The organism is Tsukamurella sp. TY48, from assembly GCF_019656655.1.
GTDB classification, from domain to species: domain Bacteria; phylum Actinomycetota; class Actinomycetes; order Mycobacteriales; family Mycobacteriaceae; genus Tsukamurella; species Tsukamurella strandjordii.
In genome coordinates this window covers 290286-310510 of record NZ_BPMV01000001.1, presented here as the reverse complement: position 1 = coordinate 310510, position 20225 = coordinate 290286, and the positions used below count along the sequence as shown (strand labels likewise).

Genomic DNA, 20225 nt, shown 5'->3' with positions numbered 1-20225 from the left:
CTACTTCGCGTAGATCTCGGCGATGTCGTCGGCGTACTTCTGGGCGACCACGTTGCGCTTGACCTTCATGGTCGGCGTCATCTCACCGGTCTCCTCGGAGAAGTCCTCGGGGAGGATGCGCACCTTCTTGATGGCCTCGGCCTTGGAGACGGTGTCGTTGGCCACGGCCACGGCGCGGTCGATCTCGGCGTTGAGATCGGGATCGTCGCGCAGATCGGCGACGGTGGCCGACTCCGGCTTGCCGTTCGCGGTCTTCCACTGCGGGAAGGCCTCCGGGTCGATCGTGATCAGCGCCGCGATGAAGGGCTGCGCATCACCGATCACCATGGCCTGCGAGATCAGCGGGTTGCCGCGCAGCGCGTCCTCGAGGCCGGCGGGCGAGACGTTCTTGCCGCCCGCGGTCACGATGAGTTCCTTCTTGCGGCCCGTGATCGAGAGGAAACCGTCCTCGTCGATGGAGCCCAGATCGCCCGTGTGGAACCAGCCGTCCTCGAGCGCGGCCTTCGTCGCCTCGTCGTTCTGCCAGTACCCGCGGAAGACCACCGAGCCCTGCAGCAGGATCTCGCCGTCCTCGGCGATCTTCGCGGCCTGACCCGCGAGCGGACGCCCGACGGTGCCGATCTTCTGTGCGCCTTCGACGTTCACGGTGATCGCGGCGGTCGATTCGGTGAGGCCGTAGCCCTCCATCACGGTGACGCCGACGCCGCGGAAGAAGTGGCCCAGGCGCGCACCGAGCGGGGCGCCGCCGGAGATCGCGACCTTGCAGTTCCCGCCGAGGGCGGCCTTGAGCTTGCCGTAGACCAGCTTGTCGAAGACGGCGTGCTTGACCTTGAGCACCAGCCCGGGGCCGCCGTTGTCGAGCGACTCGCTGTACTCGATCGCGGTCTGCGCGGCGGCGTCGAAGATCTTGCCCTTGCCGCCGTCCACGGCGCTCTGCTGCGCGGAGGCGTAGACCTTCTCGAAGACACGCGGCACCGACAGGATCAGCGTGGGCTTGAAGATGGCGAACTGCGGCACCAGGTTCTTGGTGTCGTTGAAGTGGCCCACCAGTGCTCCGCCCTTGAAGCAGGCGATGTTCACGGCGCGGGCGAGCACGTGCGCGAGCGGCAGGAACATCACGTTCGAACCGCCGCGGATGGCGTCGCCGAAGGGGGAGGTGAGGATCGCCTCGGCCTCGCTCATGAGGTTCGAGTGCGTCAGCTCGCAGCCCTTGGGCCGACCGGTGGTGCCTGAGGTGTAGATCAGCGTGGCCAGGTCGGCGGCCTTCACGCCGGCGCGGCCCGCGTGCACCTGATCCTCGGTGACCTCGGCCCCCTCGGCGGTGAGCGCCGCGACGGCTCCCTGCTCGCCCTCGGGCGCGTCGATCTGCAGGACCCGCTTGACGTTGTGCAGCTTGCCGTTGAGCTCGGCCACCTCGGCGGCCTGCTTCGGGCCCTCGATCACCATGAGCACCGCATCGGAATCCTGCAGGATCCAGTCGATCTGGCCCGAGCTGCTGGTCTCGTACACGGGAACCGTCACTGCGCCCACCGCCCAGATGGCGAAGTCGATCAGCGGCCACTCGTAGCGGGTGGAGGAGACGAGTGCGACGCGGTCGCCCGGCCGCACGCCCTGCGCGATGAGTCCCTTGGCCACACCCAGGATCTCCTCGGCGTACTGCTTCGAGGTGACGGGCACCCAGTCCTGCCCCACCAGGCGCTTGATCCGCACGCTCTGCGGATCGGTGCGGGCCACGTCGAAGACGACGTCCACCGTGGACGCATCCGGGTCGATGGTGAAGTTGGCGGGGACAGATATCTCGCGCACGAATCCTCCGGGTCGCAAACGGTGGGTATGTGGTGAACCTTACACCGGTGGAAAACGGCGACGGAGGGCCCTCGCACCGCCGTGACCGTCGGTGAACGAGGGGCTTCGCACGATTAAGCGGACCCGGCACCGTCCGCCCGGACGCCGGATGTGTGAAGCTTGTGTGGTGAGCACCATCCAAGTGGCCGACGTCGCCTTCATCGCCGCACATCCGAGCGCCGTGGCAGCCGCTATGGCGGGGTCGCAGCGGTGGCGCGGCTGGTTCCCGGATCTGCGACTGACGCTCACCGAGGACCGGGGCGCGCTGGGCCTGCGCTGGCAGGTGGCCGGCCCCGTGGTGGGCACCTCGGAGATCTGGATCGAGCCGCACCTGGACGGCAGCCTCGTGCACTACTTCCTGCACGCCGAGCCGGCCGCGCCGATGACGCCGGAGCAGATCGTCGCCGAGGTGGCCGCCCGCCGCGTCCGCGGGCACGAGGTGATGTTCGACCTGAAGTTCACCGCCGAGGACGGCCGCGTCCTGGGTGGCCCCGCGGTGCCGGAGGTGAGCGGTGTCTGACGCCGACCGGACCCGCGAGTCCATCGTCATCGATGCGCCGCCCGAGCCGATCATGGCGGCGATCTCGGCCTTCGACCGCTACCCCGAATGGGTCTCGGCCGCACGGGAGGTCACGGTTCTCGAGACCACCGCCGACGGTAAGCCCAAGCGCGTCAAGTTCGTACTGGAGGAGGGATTCCTCCGGGACACCTACGAGCTCGAGTACACCTGGGCGCCCGGCGGCCGGTCGGTGGAGTGGGATCTCGCGGCCAGCACCCTGCAGCGCACCCAGCACGGACGGTACGACCTGACGCCCACCGCGGACGGCGGCACCACGGTCACCTACACGCTCGAGGTGACGCTGCAGATCCCGATGCTGGGAATGCTGCGGCGCAAGGCCGAGAAGGCCATCACCGATACCGCGCTCAAGGAGCTCAAGCGTCACGTCGAGGGCGACCGGGCGGCCGGTTCCTGATGTCCGGGGACGCCGCCCGCGTACTGCTGGTGGCCGGCGCCGGGGGGACGGGAAGGACCACGCTGGCGACGGCGTTGGCGGCACGCGCCGCACTGTCGGGCCGCACCCTCCTGGTCACGCTGGGGCGCGTGGTCGATCCGCTCGTGGCGGACGGCTCCGGCGCCTTCGATCACGTGCACCTCAACCCCGTCGAACTGCTCGGGCAGTGGTGGGAGACGTTGTCGTCCACGGTGCGGGCCGGACGCAGCGGCGAGGACGAGGCCCCGTCAGGTTTCGACCCGTTCGTGCTGGAGGCGCCCGAGCTCACCGGCCTCGCGGATGCGGAGCACCTGCTGACGCTGCGGGCGATCCGGGGCCACGCGCAGTCCGGGGAGTACCGCACCGTGGTGGTCGACGGCCCCGCGTTCGACGCGATGGTCTCGCTGCTCACGGCACCGTCGTCGATGGCCGCGCACCTGGAGCGCGTGTGGCCGCGCCACGTGCGGCTCTCCGGCCCGACGGGGCGGGCCACCGGCTCGCTCGCGGGGCTGCTGCTGGTGGAACCGCTCGCGGGCCTCGCCGAGCAGCTCGCGGCGTTCGTGGGCGATCGGTCGCGCCTGGAACTCGTCTACGCGCTCACCGGAGACGGTGGCCGGCCCGCGCGGACGCGCCAGGAGATCGCGGCCCTGGAGGTGCTGGGCCTGCGTCCGGCCGCGCTGGTGCTCAACCGGCTGCTGGAGGTGGATGACCGCTTCGCGCTGGACCTTCCGCATCCGGCCGTGCAGTTGGTGGCCGCCGCGGTGGCATCCCAGGACGATGCGCGTGAGGCCGCCGCCGACCTCGGCGAGGCGATCGCGCGGCCGGTTCTGGAGGTCACCGAGGCGGAGGGACCCGTCCGGGATGCGGCGGACGCCGCCGCGCTCGACTGGGACGCCGCGCGCATCCTGTCCGGGCCCGCCGGTCCGCCCGGCCCCGTCCCCGAGGTCCGCCGGAGCGGCGGCGAGGGCCTGGACGTCCGATACGAATGGGCGCTGGAGATGCCCCTGGTCGACCCCGCGACGATCGGCCTCGGGCGGGTCGAGGAGGACCTCCTCGTCGATGCGCAGGGTGTGCGGCGGCGAATGCGGCTACCGTCTGTGTTGCGCCGTTGCGTCGTTGCAGGCGCTACCTACACGGAAGGGGAGTTGCGCGTGACCTTCGCCCCCGATCCGGAGGTGTGGCCTCGTGCCTGATGAGACCTCCGGCGCCGGCCCGGACTTCTCCTCGTTCTCGTCCGAGGAATTCGCAGCGGCCGCCACGCGCCTGTTCGAGACCGCGCGGCCGTGGCTCTCGGCCGCGCTCGCCGAGCACGCGGCGCACCCCGAGGGCGAGCCCGGCGGCTGCCGTCTGTGCGCCCTGGGCGGTGCGGTTGCCCGGAACGTGGAGCCCTTCGCCGAGGAGGCCGCGCGCTCGCTGGGCGCCTTCGCCGACGAGGTGCTCGCCGACCTGATGAAGCTCGCGGAGGAACTGATGGGCAGCGCCCGGACCACCGCGGCGGCCGTCGCGGCCGACTACCTGGCCACGGTGCGCGGCGACGCGCCCGACGGCCCGGTCACCCCGGCCGACGGTCCGGTCGCGGCACCGTCGCCCTCGTCCCAGCACACCGGTTACGAACGGATCGACGTGCAGTTGCCCGGCGAACCGCCCACGCCCGCATCCCCGAACGGTGAGGACGAATGACGCAGACCATCGGCATCGACATCGGGGGGACGTCGGTGCGGGCCGGCGTGGTCACGGAGGACGGCACCGTGGTCGACACGGCGCGGGCGCAGACCCCGCGCAGCGCCCGCGCGCTCGAGGAGTGCCTGGACCGGCTGGTGCAGGAGTTGTGCGTGGAGCACGAGGTGGGCGCGGTGGGTCTCGCTGTGGCGGGCTTCCTCGACCCCGCCCGGCAGAAGGTCTCCTTCGCGCCCCACCTGCCGTGGCGCAACGCGGCCGTCCCGGCGGAGATGACCGAGCGGATCGGCATGCCCGTGGTGATGGAGCACGACGCGAACTCGGCGGCCTGGGCGGAGTACGTCTTCGGCCCGGCGCGGCGCAGCACGGTGACCTGCGTGGTGGCGCTGGGGACCGGCATCGGGTGCGGGCTGCTGATCGACGGGCAGCTCTACCGGGGCGCCTTCGGTGTGGCCCCGGAGCTCGGTCACCTGCAGGTGGTGCCGGACGGAAGGCCCTGCGACTGCGGCAAATCCGGTTGCTGGGAGCGCTACTGCAGCGGCACGGCGCTGGTGGAGACCGCGATCGACCTGATGGGGCCGCAGGGCTCGCAGAGCGTGCTCATGGCGCGGGAGCTGGCCGACGATCCGGGATCCCTCACCGGGCGCAAGGTGGCCGCGGCGGCCGAGGCGGGCGATCCCGTGGCCCAGGAGGCGGTGGCCGACCTCGCCAAGTGGCTCGGCGTGGGCCTGGCGATGGTGAGCGATGTCTTCGATCCCGACCTGATCATCGTCTCGGGCGGCGTCGGCGCCTCCTCGCGGCTGTTCCTCGACGATGCGCGGGATCACTACTCCGCGCTCCTCACCGGCGCCAAGTACCGGCGCAAGGCCCGGATCCGGGCCACCGAGCTGGGGGAGCGCGCCGGCATGCTCGGCGCCGCGGCGCTCGCCCGGGACGCGTTGTCGCCGCTGGTGGAGCACTGATTCGCGCGTCTGCAAATCCGACGTTCCCCGGGTTGGGGTGCGCGAACACCGGTAGAGTGGGCGAGAACACGATCGACCGCGAACGGGAGCTGCGCGACATGTGGTGGATGGTCTTCAAATGGGTCCTCATCGGACCACTGCTGCGTCTGTTCGGGCGCCCCCGCGTGGTGGGCCTGGAGAACCTGCCGAAGGACGGCGCGGCGATTCTCGCGAGCAACCATCTGGCGGTGATGGATTCGTTCTTCCTGCCGCTCATGGTGCCGCGCAAGATCAAGTTCCTGGCCAAGAGCGAGTACTTCACGGGCAAGGGCCTCAAGGGCGCGTTCAAGAAGTGGTTCTTCTCGTCCGTCGGCAGCATTCCGATCGTCCGCGGCAGCGCCAGCGCGGCGCAGGACGCCCTCGATGCGGGCGTCGGCGCCCTGGAGCAGGGGCACCTCCTGGGGCTGTACCCGGAGGGCACGCGCAGTCCCGACGGCCGCCTGTACAAGGGCAAGACGGGCATGGCCCGCATGGCGTTGGAGACCGGGGTGCCGATCATCCCCGTCGCGATGGTCGACACCGAGAAGTTCAACCCGCCCGGCACCACGCTGCCGCGCCCCACCAGGGTGCAGATCCGCATCGGTAAGCCGCTCGACTTCTCCCGGTTCGAGGGGATGGCGGGTAATCGCTTCATCGAGCGCGCCGTGACCGACGAGGTGATGTACGAGCTGATGAAGCTCTCCGGCCAGGCCTACGTGGACGTGTACGCCCAGGACGTCAAAGACGGTGTCGTGGTGCCGGGCGAGGAGCGCGTGGCCGGCGCCGCGTAGCGTCCACCCTCATGCGCTTCTTCTACGATTCGGAATTCATCGAGGACGGAAAGACCATCGAGCTGGTCTCGATCGGCATCGTCGGTGAAGACGGCCGGGAGTTCTACGCGTGTTCCACCGAGTTCGATCCCGAGTCGGCGGGCCCCTGGGTGCGGGCGAACGTCCTGCCCAAGCTGCCGCCGCCCGCCAGCAAGTCCTGGGGCTCGCGTGCCGCGATCCGTGACGGGGTCTTCGACTTCCTGTCCGCGGCGCCGGGCGATATCGAGCTGTGGGCCTGGGTGGCCGCGTACGACCACGTGGCGCTGTGCCAGCTCTGGGGCCCGATGACGGCGCTGCCGCGGTCGATGCCGCGGTTCACCCGCGAACTCAAGCAGCTGTGGGACGAGCGCGGCCGGCCCGCCCTGCCCCCGGCGCCGGCCGATGCCCACGATGCGCTCGCGGACGCCCGCCACAACCTGGCGAAGTACCGGGCGATCATGGGCGGATGAGCGGCGCGTAATCTTTCTCACGTGGCTGTGAACTGGACCGTCGACGTCCCCATCGATACCCTCCCCAAGCTCCCGGCGCTTCCGGGTGACCTGCGTGAGCGCCTCGACGATGCGCTGGCCAAGCCGGCGCTGCAGCAGCCGAGCTGGCCGCGCGAGCAGGCCGACGCGATGCGCACCGTGCTCGAATCGGTGCCGCCGATCTGCGTGGCACCGGAGATCCAGTCGCTGCAGGACCAGCTGGCCGAGGTCGCCCTGGGGCGCGCCTTCCTGCTGCAGGGCGGCGATTGCGCCGAGACCTTCGTCGACAACACCGAGCCGCACATCTCGGCGAACATCCGCACCCTGCTGCAGATGGCCGTCGCGCTGACCTACGGCGCCTCGATGCCGGTGGTGAAGGTGGCCCGGATCGCCGGCCAGTACGCCAAGCCGCGTTCCTCGGACACCGATTCCCTGGGCCTGAAGAGCTACCGCGGCGACATGGTCAACGGCTTCCCGCCGGAGGAGGCCGTCCGCAAGCACGACCCCTCGCGTCTGATCCGCGCGTACGCGAACGCCTCCGCCGCGATGAACCTGGTGCGCGCCACCACCAACTCCGGCATGGCCGATCTGCACAAGGTGCACGAGTGGAACCGCGAGTTCGTCGCGAACTCGCCCGCCGGCGCCCGGTACGAGGCGCTCGCCGCCGAGATCGACGGCGGCCTGCGGTTCATGGCCGCCTGCGGCGTGGAGGACCGGAACCTCAAGACCGCCACCATTTTCAGCAGCCACGAGGCGCTGGTGCTCGACTACGAGCGCGGGCTGCTGCGCCTGGCCGACAACCCGGAGGACCCCGAGGCCCAGCAGGTGCTCTACGACCTGTCGGCGCACTTCCTGTGGATCGGCGAGCGCACCCGCCAGTTGGACGGCGCGCACATCGCCTTCATGGAGCTGATCAACAACCCGATCGGCGTCAAGATCGGCCCCACCACCACGCCCGAGCAGGCCGTGGAGTACGTCGAGCGGCTCGACCCGCACAACAAGCCCGGCCGCCTCACGCTGATCTCGCGGATGGGCAACGGCAACGTGCGCACCGCCCTGCCCCCGATCGTCGAGGCCGTGGAGGCCACCGGCCACAAGGTGATCTGGCAGTGCGATCCGATGCACGGCAACACCCACGAGTCGTCCACCGGGTACAAGACCCGCCACTTCGATCGCATCGTCGACGAGGTGCAGGGCTTCTTCGAGGTGCACCGGGCCATCGGCTCGCACCCGGGTGGCGTGCACGTGGAGCTGACCGGCGAGAACGTCACCGAGTGCCTCGGCGGCGCGCAGGACATCTCCGACGCCGATCTCGCCGGCCGCTACGAGACCGCGTGCGACCCGCGCCTGAACACGCAGCAGAGCCTGGAGCTGGCCTTCCTGGTCGCGGAGATGCTCCGCGGATAGCCCGCGCGCCCGCACCCGCGGGTAATAGGGTCGCGGTATGGGTTCCTACGCCGACGAGTACCGCCGCAGCATGACCGACCCGTCCGGGTTCTGGGCGGAGCAGGCGCGCCGGATCGAGTGGATCACGCCGCCGACGGAGGTCCTGGACGCCTCGGATGCGCCGCTGTACCGGTGGTTTCCGGGTGCGGAGCTGAACACCTGCGTGAACGCGGTGGACCGGCACGTCGCGGCGGGACGGGGCGATCAGGTCGCGGTGATCCATGACTCCGCGATCACCGGCGAGGTGCACACGCTCACCTACACGGAGCTGCTGGGGCGTGTCTCGAAGTTCGCGGGTGTACTCGCGGATCTCGGTGTGGGCAAGGGTGATCGGGTGGTGATCTACCTGCCGATGATCACCGAGGCCGTGGTCGCGATGCTCGCCTGCGCCCGGATCGGGGCGGTGCACTCGGTGGTCTTCGGCGGCTTCGCCGCGCCCGAACTGGCGGCGCGGCTCGACGATGCGCAGCCGAAGGTCATCGTCACCGCGTCCTGTGGCCTGGAGGGCAGCAAGGTGCTGCCGTACCTGCCCATCGTGCACGCGGCGATCGACGCGGCCGCCGCGAAGCCGGACGCGGTGGTGGTGTGGCAGCGGCCGCAGCTGACCGCGGAACTGGGCCCACGCGATCACGATTGGGCTGCGGCGGCGCAGCCCGCGGAACCGGTGGCCGTGAAGGCCACCGACCCCCTGTACATCCTGTACACCTCCGGGACCACCGGCAAGCCCAAGGGCGTGGTCCGCGACAACGGCGGACACGCTGTGGCGCTGTCCTATTCGATGGGCGCGATCTACGACGCGCATCCCGGGCAGGTGTGGTGGACCGCCTCCGATGTGGGCTGGGTGGTGGGCCACAGCTACATCGTGTACGCGCCGCTGCTGATCGGCGCCACCACCGTGGTCTACGAGGGCAAGCCCGTGGGCACGCCGGACGCCGGCGCGTTCTGGCGGGTGATCGAGCGGCACGGCGTGAGCAACCTGTTCACCGCTCCCACTGCGCTGCGGGCCATCCGCAAGGAGGACCCGGACGCCGAGTTCGTGGCGACGTCCGATCTGTCGAGCCTGCGCACGCTGTTCATGGCGGGGGAGCGGCTCGATCCCGATACCTACGAGTGGGCGTCGGACAAGCTGGGCGTGCCGGTGATCGATCACTGGTGGCAGACCGAGACCGGCTGGCCGATCGCGGCGAACCTGCGCGGCGTGGAGCCGATGCCGGTCAAACCCGGCAGCGCCACGGTCCCGGTGCCCGGCTACGGCGTGCGCATCGTCGACGATGCCGGCAACGACGTGCCCGCGGGCGCCGAGGGCGCCGTGGTGATCTCGTTGCCGCTGCCGCCGGGCACGCTGCCCACGCTGTGGGGTGCGGACGAGCGGTACATCGACTCGTACCTCACGGCCTTCCCGGGGAACTACCTCACGGGCGACGGCGGCTATCTCGACGAGGACGGCTACCTGTTCGTTATGGGCCGCACCGACGATGTGATCAACGTTGCGGGGCACCGGCTCTCGACCGGTGCGCTGGAGGCGGCGATCGCCGGACATCCCGCGGTCGCCGAGTGCGCCGTGATCGGTGTGGCCGATCAGCTCAAGGGGCAGCTGCCGCGGGCGCTGGTGGCGCTCAAGGCCGGCGCCGACTGGGACCACGAGACGGTGCGCGCCGAGATCGTGCAGCGGGTCCGCGAGACCATCGGCGCCGTCGCGGCGCTGCGCGAGGTCGCGATCGTCACCGCGCTGCCCAAGACCCGATCGGGAAAGATCCTGCGGCGCAGCATGCGTGCCATCGCCGAGGGTCGCGACGAGGCCGTCCCGTCGACCATCGAGAACCCTGCCGTCCTCGAGGATCTGCGCGGGATCCTGCGTGGCTAGCGCTGCAGCAGGGCGCAGGATCGGAGGAATCCGATCGGACGTTCACCGGTCCGTCGGCGCCCGTTCGGCCAGCGTGAGCAGGCGGCGCAGCAACTCGTTCCCGGCCAGCTCCGTCGCCGCGTCGTCGTCCTCGGTGCCGCGCTCGGTGCCGGTGCCCCCGTGCACCTGTGTGTGCAACTGCTCCATCCGCTTGTCCAACTGCTCTGCGATCGCCGCGGCGGCGGACAGCTCGTCGACCAGGCGCGGCGGCACGGCGCGGTCGTACTTGTAGTAGATCTTGTGCTCCAGGCTGGCCCAGAAGTCCATCGCGATGGTGCGGATCTGCAGCTCCACGGGAACGTGCACCGGCCCCGTCGAGAGGAACACCGGGATCTCGATGATCGCGTGAAGGCTCTTGTAGCCGTTCGGCTTCGGGTTCGCGATGTAGTCCTTGACCACGATCAGCCGCACATCGTCCTGCGCGGTGATGGTCTCCAGCACGCGGTAGGTGTCGGCGATGAAGCTGCACGTGATCCGGATGCCGGCGATATCGGTGATCGCCTCCCGGATCAGCGACAGATCGGCCGCGATCCCGCGGCGCCCCACCTTCTTGACGATGCTCTCGGGCTTCTTGATCCGCGAGGTCACGTGCTCGATCGGGTTGTATCGATGCAACTGCACGAACTCCTCGCGCAGGATCGACACCTTCGTCAGCACCTCGTCCACCGCGAACTGGTACTCCATCAGGAACCGCGTCAACTGGTCCCGCATGCGGCGGGCGGTGGCCAACATCTCCGGATCGGGGACGAATCCGAGCCCGAACGGGTCCGACGGTGCGGGTTCGGCGTTCATCGCGTCACCCTCACGGGATCGCCGTCACGGTCACGGTGGAGCCCGCCTTCACGCGGGTGCCGCCGCCCGGATCCTGCCAGATCACCTGCGAGTTGTCGGAGGCGAAGATGCCGTTGACCTTCACCTGCAGACCGGCGTCCTGAAGCACGGATCGCGCCTGGCCCACCTTCATCCCGGTCACCGATGGCACCACGACGCGCGCCGCCAGGGTCACCGTGACGCGGTTGTTCGCCGGGTCCACCCGCGCCCCGGCGGCCGGGCTCACCGATGTCACCACGGCGCCGGAACCGCTCTCGCCGGTCAGCTCGCCCACCAGGCCGGCGCGCTGCAGCATGCTCTGCGCCTCCGCGGCCGATTTGCCGGTCACATCGGGCACGGTGAGCGCGTTCGAGACCAGCAGCGTGACGCTGCCGCCCTTGTTCACCTGACCCGAGGGGTCCGTACCGAAGACCCGGCCGAGCTCCGTCGACGCGTCGAACTGCTGCTTGGTCTCCTTCACCGTGAGACCGGAAGACCGCAGGATCGACGTGGCCTCATCGGCGGTCCTGCCGCGGACGTCGGGGATGGAGACGGGCTGATTGCCCGCCGACGCCACCACGGTCACCGCGGAACCCACGCCCACCCGGGTACCGGGAGTGGGGCTGAGCCCGATCACGCCGCCCTGGGGCACGTCCCGGCTGAACTGCGACGGCCCCCGCTTGGGCACCAGCCCGTTATCGCGCAATTGCTGCTCGACGGATTCGATACTGGCGCCGGAGGTGAACTGCGGCACCGTCGGGCGGCCGCGCGAGTACTCCACCGTGACGCTGCCGAACCGGCTCACCCGGCTGCCCGACGGCGGCTTGAGCGCGGTCACGGTGTCCTCGGTGAGATCGTTGCTGTAGGTGCCCGCCAACTCGACGTCGAGCCCGGCGTCCTTGATCGCGCGCTCGGCCGCCGGCCGGTCCATCCCGGACACGTTCGGCACCGTCGTGTACTGCCCCGAGGCGAACCACCAGCCACCGAAGGCCAGCAGGATCGCGACCGCGGCGATGATCGCGACGATCGCCCAGGACTTCGCGCGGCTCTTGGCGGGCGGCTGCCCGGCCCACTGGGGACGCGCCGGGGGAACCTCGGCGGGCAGCGATTCGTGCATCGTCTCGGCGCGGGTGTACTGCACCGGTGTGCCCGGCGGGGGCACCTGCGGCACCGCCGCGGCCACCGTGTTCGGCGGTGCGGGCGCCTGCGCCCCGGCGGGCAACGCCGAGGTGGGATCGGCCGCGGCCGGGATCAGCGGCTGATTGCGCTGCGCGTCGTACATCGCGGCGGCCGCGCGCTGCTCGGCGCTGGACTGCGGCGCGGGCACCGTGAACGAGGGCAGTTCCAGGTTGTCCGCGATCGCCGCCAGCGCCTCCGCCATGGCGAAACCGTCGGTGTACCGGCGCGACGGATCGCGGTCGGTGGCGCGCGCCACGAACTCGTCGAACTCGGGCGGCACGCCCGCGATCGACGCGCTGGGCGCGGGCACGTCGTTGTGCAGCCGCTGGTAGGCCAGCGAGATCGCGGTGTCGCCGGTGAAGGGGACTGCGCCGGTGAGCAGCTCGTAGACCAGGACGCCGCTGGAGTAGACATCGGAGCGCGCGTCGGCGTTCCCCGACTCGACCTGCTCCGGGGAGAGGTACGCGGCCGTGCCGAGGATCACCGAGGAACTGGTGACCGACGCCGCGGCGATCGCGCGGACCAGTCCGAAGTCGGCGACCTTGACCTCGCCGCTGTCGGAGATGAGTACGTTCTCGGGCTTCACATCGCGGTGCACGAGCCCCGCGCGGTGCGCCGTGCCCAGTGCCGTGAGCACCGGCTCCATCACGGCCGCCACCGCGTGCGGGGGCATGGGGCCGCGCTCGTTGAGCAACTCGCGCAGGGTGCCGCCGGTCACCAGCTCCATCACGAGGAAGGCGAGGTCGCCGTCGACGCCCTGGTCGTACACGGCCACCAGGCCGGGGTCCTTGAGCTTGGCGACGGCGCGGGCTTCGAACTCGAACCGGGAGACGAACTGCGCGTCCTCCGCGTACTTCGGGTCCATCACCTTGATCGCGATCGGCCGGTCGAGACGCAGGTCGAGGCCCATGTAGACGGTGGACATGCCGCCGCGCGCGATCACCGCATCGATGCGGTAGCGGCCCTCGATGCGGGCACCGAGGAGCCGGTCGCGGGGAGTGTTCACCTTCTTCGATCCTCTCTCAAGTCACTCGGCGGACGCGCCTGCCACGGCAGGTGTCGACAGTTCAGCCTAGCGACCCCGGGGTGGGAGGGGGTGGACCTCGAGCCTCGGTACAGTGTGACGGTGAGCTCGATCCCTTATGTCAGTGACGACCTGCTGCCCGATGGCACCGCCACCTTCTCCGCCTCCGCGGTCGCGAAGGGCCTCGGCGTGTCGTCGTCCAAGGTGCTGCAGTTGGTGCGTGATCGCCAACTGATCGCGGTGCGGCGCGGGGGAGACTTCCACATCCCGCAGCTCTTCTTCGGAGAGACCGACGGTCGCTTCGCGATCGCCAAACACCTCACCGGGCTGCTCCAGGTGCTGCGCGACGGCGGCTTCCAGGACGACGAGATCATGCAGTGGCTGTTCGCGCCGCTCGACGACCTCGACGGTGCCCCCGCCGAACTGCTGCACACCGATTCGGCGCGCGAAGTGATCCGGCGCGCCCAGTCGATGGCCTTCTGACCCCGCTCAGGCCGGAACGGGCTGCAGCCCCAGCTTGGGGCGCAGTTTCAGTGGATCCGGGTGCGCCAGCGAGTACCCGGCGAGCGCGCCGAGCGCGATGGCGAGCAGCACGTTCCACCACGAATACAGGCCGATCGAGCCGGTGGGCATGAACACGGCCATCAGCCACACCGAGATGCCGACGATGATCGCCAGCGTGCGGCGCGACCACGTGAACGCGCCGGCCACCGCCAGCGGCCAGGTGTAGTACCAGGGCAGCGACGCGGGCGAGAGCACGCACACCGCGAGCAGTCCCAGCAGGATGCCCATCACGTTCCGGCGCTCGTTCTGCCGGTACCGCCACCACAGCACCACCAGGGTGATCGCCAGGAGGGCGATGCCCAGGGCGCGGGTGACCACCAGGATCGGCGCCAGGTGCAGGTCGGTGAACGGAGCCGCGAGGAAGGCGGTGATCTGTGCCACGGCCGTCGGCAGGGTGATGTAGTTGATGATCTTGATCGACCCGGCCAGCGCGGTCACCCAGCCCAGCCCCACGCCCGCGATCGCGGTGAAGGCCGCGAACAGCGCCGCGAAGATCGCGACCGAGGCCGCGCCCACCGAGACGAAGGCGCGGGTGCCCGATTCCGACGGATCGTCCTCCCGGCGGTGGTGGTACCAGATCCACACCACGAAGGGCAGGGCGATCGCGGCGGTGCCCTTGACCGCCACCGCCGTCACGATCACGGCCACACCGAACCAGTGCTTGCGCCGCAGTACCAGCACGATGCCGGTCACCATGAGCCCCACCATGAGTGCCTCGTTGTGCACGCCGCCCACGAGGTGCACGATCACCAAGGGGTTGAGCACCGCGAACCACAGCGAGACGGCCGGCCGCGCGCCGAAGTGCTGCGCCAGCCGGGAGACGCCCCACACCGACAGCGCGATGCCGGGCAGCATCACCAGTCGCAGCGCGATCGTGCCGGTGAGCGCGTTATCGCCGCAGATCACCGTGACCCACTTCGCGATCAGGATGAACAGTGGACCGTACGGGGCGGTGGTGGTGGTCCAGATCCCGCTCACATCGTCGAGCAGGCCGTTCGGGTTGACCACGGGGCCCACCTCGTACGGGTCGAAGCCGTCGCGCAGCAGCGCGCCCTGCGCCAGGTAGCTGTAGGCGTCGCGGGAGTACAGGGGCACCGCCACGATCAGCGGCGCCGCCCACAGCGCGATGGTGCCCGCGATCTGCCGGGCGGAGACCTCGTCGCGGAGGGCGCTGCGCCCCAGCCGGACCCAGGCCAGCATGAGCAGCGCGATCCCCGTCCAGAACAGCACCGAGCTGAGCACCAGGCCGTGGCCGTAGCGCAGCCACGACAGGTGCGCGGATTCGAGCGTCACATCGTGCACGCGGATCGCTCCGGCGCCGAAGCTGCCGAGTGTGGTGAGGACGGCGCCCGCACAGCCGAGCAGGGCGGGGCGGCCCGTGGCGGACCGCAGGAAGGCGGCGTAGCCGCGCACGGCGTCGCCGACGGCCGCGCGGGCGGCCCCGGCGTCGCGCTCGGTGCGGACGGGATCGTGTGAACCGGACATCCCCGCCAGTCTAGGCGCAGCCGTGCGCGCCCCGGCTCACCGTCGATCCATCCCCGCGTAGACCGCGACGCGCAGCCCCTCCACGGCGTGCACCGCGACGGGGGTCTCGAAGATCTCGGTGAGCAGATCGGAATCCATGATCTCGGCCGGTGTCCCGGCCGCGGCGATCGCGCCGTTCTTGAGGGCGACGATCCGATCCGCGTACGCGGCGGCGAAATTCAGGTCGTGCACCACCAGGATGATCGTCTTGCCCAGCTCGTCGGCCGCGCGTCGGAGCTGCCCCATCATGCCCACCTGATGCCGCAGGTCGAGATTGTTGAGCGGCTCGTCGAGCAGGATCACCTCGGTGTCCTGGGCGAGTGTCATCGCCACGTAGGCCCGCTGCCGCTGCCCGCCCGAGAGCTCGTCGAGGAACCGATCCGACAGCTCGGTGAGGCCGAGGAAGCCGAGCGCGTCGTCGATGTGCCGTACATCCTCGGCGGTGAGCCGGCCCCGGCTGTGCGGGAAGCGCCCGAACCCCACCAGATCACGCACCGTGAGCCGGGCGTTGACGCCGTTCTCCTGTCGCAGGATCGCCAGCTTGCGGGCGATCTGCGTGGGCTTCATCGATCCCACCTCGACGCCGTCGAGTTTCGCCGTCCCGGAGTCGGGTGTGAGCAGCCGGCCCAGGATGGTGAGGAGCGTCGATTTTCCGGCGCCGTTGGGTCCGACGAGGGCGGTGACGCCCCCGCGCTCGAAGGAGCCCGAGACGGGGCCGAGGACCACGGTCTCGGCGTACGACTTGGTGAGGTCCGCGAATTCGATCGCGGGTGTCGAGGCTCCGGTCGCTGCGTTGGTCACATCGTCCCCCTTCGGCGGAACAGGATGGCGAGGAACAGGATCCCGCCGGCGAACTCGATGATCACGGTGAGCATGCCCGCGGCGTAGAAGACGTTCTGCAGGATGAACTGTCCGGCGGCCAGGGTGATCACACCCAGGAGGAAGGCCATCGGCAGCGTAGCGCGGTGGTGCCAATCGCCGGCCAGCTCGTAGGCGAGCGTGGCGATGATGAACCCGAAGAAGACCATCGGACCCACCAGTGCCGTGCTCACCGAGATCAGCAGCGCGATCAGCATGAGCGCCTTGGTCAGTTCGCGGCGGTGATCGACGCCCAGCGCGATCGCCGGGTCGCGGCCCAGCAGCAGCACGTCGTAGACGTTGCGCCGGCGCCACGCGTACACCGCCACGAGCACGCACACCACCGCGGCGATCGGCAGCAGGTCGGCGTTCACCGAGCCGAGGCGCCCGAACAGCTTGATCGAGAGCGCGTCGAACTCGGTGGGGGAGAGCAATCGCTGCAGGAACTCGGCGACCGCACGGAAGGCCAGGCCCAGCACCACCCCCACCAGTAGGAGCAGGAACAGGCTGGCGAACCGGCCGGAGAACAACCAGCGGTACAGGATCGACGCGAACAGCACCATCGCGCCGGTCTGCGCGAGGAACTGGGGCACGCTGTCGGAGTTCTCCACGAAGCTGCCGCCCACCAGGAACACGCCCACGGTCTGGATCAGCACGTACAGGCTGTCCAGGCCGATGATCGAGGGCGTGAGGATGCGGTTGTGCGTCACCGTGTGGAACAGCACCGTGGCCACGCCCTGGCAGAACGCGGCGATGATCATCGCGCACACGGTGCGCACCCGCCGGTCGAAGGACAGACCGAAGGTGAAGTCCCAGCGCAGCACGTCGTCGGCGCCCGTGCGCATGAGCAGGAACAGTGCCACCGTCAGGGTGGCCACCGCTGCGGCGATGCCCAGGCGGGCGCGCCAGCCCACCCGGCCGGTGGACGATCCGGCCAGTGACGGTGCGCCCGTGGCGGTATCAGAGGGCGACACGATTACTCCTGGTGAGGATGAGCGCGAGGAAGGTGACGGCGCCGATCACACCCATGATCACCGCGACGGGGATCTCCATGGGGCGCACGATGATCCGGCCGATCAGATCGCACCCGGTGATCAAAGCGATGGACAGTGCCGCGACCCAGGGCAGGCCGGACCGCACATCGTCGCCGCGCAGTGCGCTGATGATGTTGGGCACCACCAGCCCGAGGAAGGGCAGGAAGCCCACCACGACGCTGGTCACGCCCGTCGCGAGCGCCACCATCGTGACGCCCAGGCCCACGGTGAGCCCGTAGCGCAGCCCGAGGGACGTGGCCACATCGCGGCCGAGGCCGGCGATGGTGAAGTAATTGGCGAGCGCGAACGTGGCGACGGCGATGATCGCCACGGCCCACAGCGGCTCGTAGAAACCGCGCACGATGTGCGCGAACCCGCCCGAGCGCCAGGCGACCACCGATTGCAGCAGGTTCCGGTCGACGGCGAGGTAGGTGGTGATCGCGCTGACCACGGCGCCCATCATGAGGCCCACCAGCGGCACGATCGCGGAGCGCCGGGCGCGGATCCGCGAGAGGAACCCGAGGAACAGCAGCGTGCCGACGAAGGCGGTCGCGGTCGCGAAGCCCATCTTCACCAGGGGCGGTGCACCGGGTACGAGGATAAGGCAGAGCAGCACGCCCAGGCCCGCCCACTCGGCGGTGCCGGCGGTGGTGGGCTCGACGAACCGGTTCTGGGTGAGCCGCTGCATGATCACGCCGGAGAAGCTCATGGCGAGTGCGGCGAAGATCAGTGCCAGCGTGCGCGGTACCCGGGAGATGAAGAACATCCGCCACATGTCACCGTCGCCGGACAGCAGCCCGGCGACGGTGATGTGGTACTCGCCCGTCATCAGGGACAGCACCACCAGCACCGCGCACGCCGCCGCGATCAGCGGCAGCGCGGCGCGGCGGGTCACTTCTTGGCGGCGAGCGCCTCCGCGAGGCGCTGGTAGTTCTCGCCGTAATCCTGGATGCCCTCGCGGACGTAGAAGAAGTCGTCCAGGTAGAAGATGCGGTCCTGCTCGAAGAAGCCCTTACCCTTGAAGGCCTCCTGCGCCTTGAACACCGAGGCGGCGGGCTGCGGGGTGGTGCCCGGCTTCGGGGTCACGGCGGCGTCGCGGTCCATGACGATGACCCACTGCGGGTCGGCCTGCGCGATCGCCTCGGGGGTCAGGCCCGAATCCTGGTGGATGTTGCCGCCCTGGCCGCCGAAGACGTCCTTGAGGTTGAGCTGCTCGATGAAGGGCTTCATGCGCGCGGCGCCGTTGTCGATCTTGCCGCCGTTGACATTCGCCAGGAACACGGTCTGACCGGTGGCCTGCGCCTTCGCGGCGTCGAGCCGCTTGTCGAAGTCGGCCACGATCTGCTTGGCCTGATCCTGCTTGCCGAAGATCTCACCGAGGGTGGTGGTCTGGCTGCGCATGGTGTCCACGCGGCCCTTCGGGGCGTCGTCCTCCGCGGCGATGTCGATGAACGCGGCGCCGGTCTGGTCGGCGATCTTCTTCAGATCGCCCTCCTTCTTCTGGAACCGGTAGCCGCCGATGATCAGGTCGGGCTTGACGTCCTCGATCACGTCGAGCTTCGGCTCGGCGTGCGTGCCGACGTCCTTGATCTCGGGGTCGTTGATCCACTCGCCCAGCACGTTCTTCGCGAACAGCGGCTTCGGGATGGCCACCGGGGTCACGCCGAAGGCCTTGAGGGTCTCCGCGCTCGTGTTGTCGAGGGCGACCACGCGCTTCGGGTTCTTCGGCACCTGGACATCGCCCTTGTTGGTGCTGATCGTGATCTTCTCGCCGGCGGCGGGCTTCTCGTCGTCGGAGCTCGTGGTCGAGCATCCGGCGAAGACGAGGCTCGCGGCCACCAGCGCGGCGGCCACGGGGGCGCCCTTGCGGAAGCGGGTGAACATGCGGGGACTCCTTCTGAGCAATAGTGACGCGATACCGTAAGGCCTTGGTAAAGGCCTTAGGCAACCGAAACCATACCCAGAGATGGCAAGGATTACCTAACTCAGCAGGAAGGCGTCAGGCGGCGCGGTCCACCAGGACCGCCGCCAGCCCGGCCAGCACCGGGCGGGCCTGATCATCGATCGGCGCGTCGTCGATGGCCGTGGTGGCGCGGGAGGTGAGCTCCTCGACCCGGGACTGCATCGCCGACGGTGCGCCCGTCGCCCGCAGCGCCGCCCGGGCCCGCTCGACACCCTCGTCGTCGAGGTCGGTGCCCACCAGCGAGCGCAGCTCGTCCGCCGCATCGCCGCCGGTGGCGAGCGCGTGGGCGAGCATCGGCGTGTGCTTGCCGGAGCGCAGATCGTCGCCCGAGGGCTTGCCGGTCACCGCGGGATCGCCGAACGCGCCCAGCAGGTCGTCGCGCAGCTGGAAGGCCACGCCCAGGTCGACGCCGATCTCCCGCAGCGCGGCGATCGCCGCGTCGGAGGCGCCGGCCAGCGCGGCGCCCACGTGCAGCGGACGTTCCACGGTGTAGCCCGCGGTCTTGAACCGCACCACGCGCTCCGCGGCGTCCTCCGATTCGTCCCGCGAGGCCTCGCTCACGATGTCGAGCAGCTGTCCGCCGAGCACCTCGGTGCGCATCGCCGCCCACGCGCGCGCGGCGCGCAGGTAGCGCTCGGGCTCGAGACCGGCGCCGAGGAACATGTCGTCGGCCCAGGCCAGGGCGAGGTCGCCCAGCAGGATCGCGGTGGCCTCGCCGAACTTCTCCGACGAGCCCGACCAGCCGCGCTGCGCGTGCAGCTCGGCGAACTCGCGGTGCGTGGTGGGGTAGCCGCGGCGGGTGAGCGAGGCGTCGATGATGTCGTCGTGGATCAGTGCGCACGCCTGGACGAACTCCAGCGAGGAACAGGCCCGCAGGGCGGCCCGCGCCACCTCGCCCTCGGCCGGCCCGCCGCCCGCCAGCCACCCCGTCCAGGCGAACGCGGGGCGAATACGCTTACCGCCGCGCAAAACGAAGCGCTCCAGTCCGGCGGTCGCCTCCGAGAACACCGGACCGACGGGTTCGACCAGGTCACGGCGCTCTTCGAGGAAGGATTCGAGCTGTGGCCGCACGGCCTCCGCGATGTCGGCCAGGGTGGTCTGGGGCGGGGCGACCGGCAGCGTCATACCT

General features: G+C 70.2%; 19 protein-coding genes. 10 read left to right on the top strand and 9 right to left on the bottom strand.

Annotated elements, in window-relative coordinates; all coding sequences use genetic code 11:
• Positions 1-1806 carry a long-chain fatty acid--CoA ligase gene (locus tag TTY48_RS01480; protein ID WP_220655826.1) on the bottom strand — a complete coding sequence of 602 codons (1806 nt, stop codon included), beginning with the start codon at positions 1804-1806 and terminating at the stop codon, positions 1-3.
• Between the two features lie 148 nt (positions 1807-1954).
• Between TTY48_RS01480 and TTY48_RS01475 the strand changes: the two genes are divergently transcribed.
• The 9 genes from TTY48_RS01475 (at position 1955) to TTY48_RS01435 (ending at position 10101) form a co-directional block, all read left to right on the top strand.
• The gene (locus tag TTY48_RS01475) at positions 1955-2365 is read left to right on the top strand and encodes a hypothetical protein (protein WP_220655825.1); all 411 of its coding nucleotides are present in this window, start codon (positions 1955-1957) and stop codon (positions 2363-2365) included.
• Positions 2358-2819 (top strand): SRPBCC family protein, encoded by a 462-nt coding sequence (locus TTY48_RS01470; RefSeq protein WP_220655824.1) that lies wholly within the window; start codon positions 2358-2360, stop codon positions 2817-2819. The genes TTY48_RS01475 and TTY48_RS01470 overlap by 8 nt, the downstream gene beginning before the upstream one ends.
• Positions 2819-4030 carry a hypothetical protein gene (locus tag TTY48_RS01465; RefSeq protein ID WP_220655823.1) on the top strand — a complete coding sequence of 404 codons (1212 nt, stop codon included), beginning with the start codon at positions 2819-2821 and terminating at the stop codon, positions 4028-4030. The genes TTY48_RS01470 and TTY48_RS01465 overlap by 1 nt, the downstream gene beginning before the upstream one ends.
• The gene (locus tag TTY48_RS01460) at positions 4023-4517 is read left to right on the top strand and encodes a hypothetical protein (RefSeq protein ID WP_220655822.1); all 495 of its coding nucleotides are present in this window, start codon (positions 4023-4025) and stop codon (positions 4515-4517) included. Before TTY48_RS01465 ends, TTY48_RS01460 begins: the two co-directional genes overlap by 8 nt.
• Entirely contained in the window at positions 4514-5476 is a 963-nt protein-coding gene (locus TTY48_RS01455; protein ID WP_220655821.1) for an ROK family protein, read from the top strand. The genes TTY48_RS01460 and TTY48_RS01455 overlap by 4 nt, the downstream gene beginning before the upstream one ends.
• Positions 5477-5574: 98 nt before the next feature.
• A complete protein-coding gene (locus TTY48_RS01450; protein ID WP_220658403.1) occupies positions 5575-6285 on the top strand; it encodes a 1-acyl-sn-glycerol-3-phosphate acyltransferase in 711 nt (236 codons plus the stop codon).
• Positions 6286-6296: 11 nt separating this feature from the next.
• Positions 6297-6773: a polyadenylate-specific 3'-exoribonuclease AS gene (locus TTY48_RS01445; RefSeq protein WP_220655820.1), complete on the top strand. Its 477-nt coding sequence runs from the start codon at positions 6297-6299 to the stop codon at positions 6771-6773.
• A gap of 27 nt (positions 6774-6800) precedes the next feature.
• Complete coding sequence (locus tag TTY48_RS01440; protein ID WP_220658402.1) at positions 6801-8198, top strand: class II 3-deoxy-7-phosphoheptulonate synthase; 1398 nt, start codon at positions 6801-6803, stop codon at positions 8196-8198.
• A gap of 37 nt (positions 8199-8235) precedes the next feature.
• Positions 8236-10101 (top strand): acetate--CoA ligase, encoded by a 1866-nt coding sequence (locus tag TTY48_RS01435; protein WP_220655819.1) that lies wholly within the window; start codon positions 8236-8238, stop codon positions 10099-10101.
• Between the two features lie 42 nt (positions 10102-10143).
• Here the strand turns inward: TTY48_RS01435 and TTY48_RS01430 are convergent, their stop codons facing one another.
• Together TTY48_RS01430 and pknB are read right to left on the bottom strand one after the other, a co-directional pair.
• The gene (locus tag TTY48_RS01430; RefSeq protein ID WP_220655818.1) at positions 10144-10932 is read right to left on the bottom strand and encodes a GTP pyrophosphokinase family protein; all 789 of its coding nucleotides are present in this window, start codon (positions 10930-10932) and stop codon (positions 10144-10146) included.
• A 10-nt stretch (positions 10933-10942) separates the two neighbouring features.
• Positions 10943-13135 (bottom strand): Stk1 family PASTA domain-containing Ser/Thr kinase, encoded by a 2193-nt coding sequence (gene pknB / locus TTY48_RS01425; RefSeq protein WP_220655817.1) that lies wholly within the window; start codon positions 13133-13135, stop codon positions 10943-10945.
• A 120-nt stretch (positions 13136-13255) separates the two neighbouring features.
• On the opposite strand from pknB, the gene TTY48_RS01420 reads away from it, so the two are divergent.
• A complete protein-coding gene (locus TTY48_RS01420) occupies positions 13256-13636 on the top strand; it encodes an Rv2175c family DNA-binding protein (RefSeq protein ID WP_220655816.1) in 381 nt (126 codons plus the stop codon).
• Between the two features lie 6 nt (positions 13637-13642).
• Here TTY48_RS01420 and TTY48_RS01415 read toward each other — a convergent pair whose 3' ends face one another.
• The 6 genes from TTY48_RS01415 to TTY48_RS01390 form a co-directional block, all read right to left on the bottom strand.
• Positions 13643-15202 (bottom strand): alpha-(1->6)-mannopyranosyltransferase A, encoded by a 1560-nt coding sequence (locus TTY48_RS01415; protein WP_220655815.1) that lies wholly within the window; start codon positions 15200-15202, stop codon positions 13643-13645.
• Between the two features lie 36 nt (positions 15203-15238).
• On the bottom strand, positions 15239-16042 hold the full coding sequence (locus TTY48_RS01410; RefSeq protein WP_255585457.1) for an ABC transporter ATP-binding protein: 804 nt from the start codon (positions 16040-16042) through the stop codon (positions 15239-15241).
• A complete protein-coding gene (locus tag TTY48_RS01405) occupies positions 16039-17073 on the bottom strand; it encodes an iron chelate uptake ABC transporter family permease subunit (RefSeq protein ID WP_220655814.1) in 1035 nt (344 codons plus the stop codon). Before TTY48_RS01405 ends, TTY48_RS01410 begins: the two co-directional genes overlap by 4 nt.
• Positions 17060-18028, bottom strand: a complete 969-nt coding sequence (locus TTY48_RS01400; RefSeq protein WP_255585455.1) for an ABC transporter permease — start codon at positions 18026-18028, stop codon at positions 17060-17062. The genes TTY48_RS01405 and TTY48_RS01400 overlap by 14 nt, the downstream gene beginning before the upstream one ends.
• Positions 18025-19017 (bottom strand): ABC transporter substrate-binding protein, encoded by a 993-nt coding sequence (locus TTY48_RS01395; RefSeq protein ID WP_220655813.1) that lies wholly within the window; start codon positions 19015-19017, stop codon positions 18025-18027. Before TTY48_RS01395 ends, TTY48_RS01400 begins: the two co-directional genes overlap by 4 nt.
• A 115-nt stretch (positions 19018-19132) precedes the next feature.
• Positions 19133-20221, bottom strand: a complete 1089-nt coding sequence (locus TTY48_RS01390; protein WP_220655812.1) for a polyprenyl synthetase family protein — start codon at positions 20219-20221, stop codon at positions 19133-19135.
• Between the last annotated feature and the right edge of the window lie 4 nt (positions 20222-20225).